Source organism: Pseudomonas sp. 2VD, assembly GCF_005503585.1.
Classification (GTDB): Bacteria; Pseudomonadota; Gammaproteobacteria; order Pseudomonadales; family Pseudomonadaceae; genus Pseudomonas; species Pseudomonas aeruginosa.
In genome coordinates, this window is record NZ_SCND01000592.1 from 1 (window position 1) to 2,068 (window position 2,068).

Annotated in this window: 3 protein-coding genes; 2 read left to right on the forward strand and 1 reads right to left on the reverse strand. The window is 68.5% G+C overall.

Annotated elements, in window-relative coordinates; translation table 11 throughout:
• On the reverse strand, positions 1–441 hold a 441-nt coding region (locus FFS27_RS32130; RefSeq protein ID WP_137952521.1), incomplete at its 3' end, for a cupin domain-containing protein.
• A 124-nt stretch (positions 442–565) separates the two neighbouring features.
• Here FFS27_RS32130 and FFS27_RS32135 point away from each other — a divergent pair.
• Together FFS27_RS32135 and FFS27_RS32140 are read left to right on the forward strand one after the other, a co-directional pair.
• A complete protein-coding gene (locus FFS27_RS32135; protein ID WP_003089777.1) occupies positions 566–1,480 on the forward strand; it encodes a LysR family transcriptional regulator in 915 nt (304 codons plus the stop codon).
• An 88-nt stretch (positions 1,481–1,568) separates the two neighbouring features.
• Positions 1,569–2,068, forward strand: a 500-nt coding sequence (locus FFS27_RS32140) for a sigma-70 family RNA polymerase sigma factor (RefSeq protein ID WP_137952522.1), incomplete at its 3' end; no start/stop codon positions are given.

Below are 2,068 nucleotides of genomic sequence, written 5' to 3' on the forward strand. Positions count from 1 at the left end.
GTCGTGCCAGGTCCAGGACGGAGTGATGATGAAGTCGCCCGGCTCCATGCGGGTGCGTTCGCCGTCCACCGAGGTGTAGGCGCCGTAGCCCTCGACGACGAAGCGCAGGGCCGACTGGGTGTGCCGGTGGCTGGGAGCGATCTCGCCCGGCAGGATCAGTTGCAGGCCGGCGTAGAGGCTCGGGGTGATCGCCGACTGGCCGGGAAGGTCCGGGTTCTCCAGCACCAGCACGCGGCGCACCGCTTCCTCGGCGCTGATCAGGTCGCCTGCCTCGAGCAGGAACGGGCGCAGTTCGCGATAGCGCCACAGCGCCGCCTGGCAGCCGCCGGCGGGTTGCGCCGGGACCAGGCTGTGCAGGGCTTCCCAGAGCGGGGTGAGGTGCTGCTGGCGGATGCGTCGATAGAAGTCGGCGCGCTTCTCGGTGGAATTGTCGTTATGCATACCGATGAATCTCCGGCGGGAGGAGGCGGGGCCGCCTCGGTCTGGTAGTCATTATTCGAGGTGAAGGCATAACCGAATAATGATATTTAGACATCGACCTATACGTATTCGAGGATGGCTTGCGATGGACTGGACCCGCCGCCTGCGCCTGCAACACCTGCAACTGCTGGTCAGCCTGATGGAGACCGGCAACCTCAGCGGCACCGCCCGGGCCGCACACACCACCCAACCGGGCCTGTCGAAGTGGCTCAAGGAACTGGAGGAGGACGTCGGCGCGCCGCTGTTCGAGCGTCACGCCCGTGGCCTGCGCCCGACGCCCTACGGCATGACCCTGTTCAACCACGCCCAGCGCGTGCTCACCGAGATGGAGCGGGCGCGGCAGAACCTCGAGGCGATGCGCAGCGGCAGCGGCAGCCGGGTACTCCTCGGCACGTCGCCGGCCTCCGCGCCGAGCCTGGTGCCGCGCGCATTGCGGGCGTTCCTCGGACGCTACCCCGGGGCCCAGGTGGAACTGCTCGAAGGCACCATGAACGGCCTTCTCGAGCGGCTGGAGAAACGCCAGCTCGATGTGGTGGTGGGGCGCCTGGACAACTATGCGCCGCGCGCCAGCCTGCGCTGCGAGGTGCTCTACAGCGAGGCGATCGTGGTGATGGCGCGCCCCGGTCACCCCCTGGCCCAGGCCGCCGCGCTGGACTGGGAAGACGTGCGGCGCTACGACTGGATCGTCTGGCCGCCCGGCTCGCCGATCCGCAGCAAGCTCGACATGGCCCTGACCCAGGGCGGCCGGCAGCCGCCGGCCTACCGCCTGGAGTCATCGTCGATGCTGGCCAACATCGAATTGTTGCGTGGCAGCGACATGCTATCCATCGGCTCGGCGCGGGTGGTCGAGCACCTCGCCGGGCTCGGCCTGGTGGCCAGGCTGGCGCTGGAGATTCCCGGCGAGGGCGCGGTGGGCATGTGCTGGCGCGACGAACCGCATCGCGACCGCGCCAGCGAAGACCTGCTGGCCTGCCTGCGCGAAGGCGCGGCGGCCGAGTAGGGCGCCGGCCGGCGGGTGCTATTGCAAAAAGGCCGCGGCTTCTCGACAATGCGATTCATTATCATTCATGTGTCGCCCCGACTTTCCCATGTCCGCCCCGATCCTTCTCAGCGCCCACCATCGCGCCATGCATGCGCTGTACAGCGAGCACCATGGCTGGTTGCAGAACTGGTTGCGCGGCAAGCTGGGCTGCGCGGCGGACGCGGCGGACCTGGCCCAGGACACCTTCCTGCGCATCCTGCTCAAGCGCGAACTGCGCGAGATCGGCATGCCGCGCGCGTTCCTGCGGACCATCGCCCGCGGCCTGGTGATCGACCACTGGCGTCGCGAGGAACTGCAGCGCGCCTACCTCGAAAGCATCGCCCACCTGCCCGAGGCACAGGCGCCGTCGCCCGAGGCGCGGGAACTGGTGCTGGAACTGCTGGAGGAAATCTCGCGGATGCTCGACGGGCTCAAGCCGAAGGTCCGCACCGCCTTCCTCCTGGCCCAGTGCGAAGACCTCAGCCACCGGCAGATCGCCGAACGCATGGGGGTTTCCCAGCGTAGCGTCGAGCGCTACGTGGCCGAGGCGCTGTACCACTGCTACCT

Bases quoted from the DNA above. Each gene is read 5' to 3' on its own strand.
- FFS27_RS32135 (WP_003089777.1), top strand. From the start codon at position 566: ATGGACTGGACCCGCCGCCTGCGCCTGCAACACCTGCAACTGCTGGTC.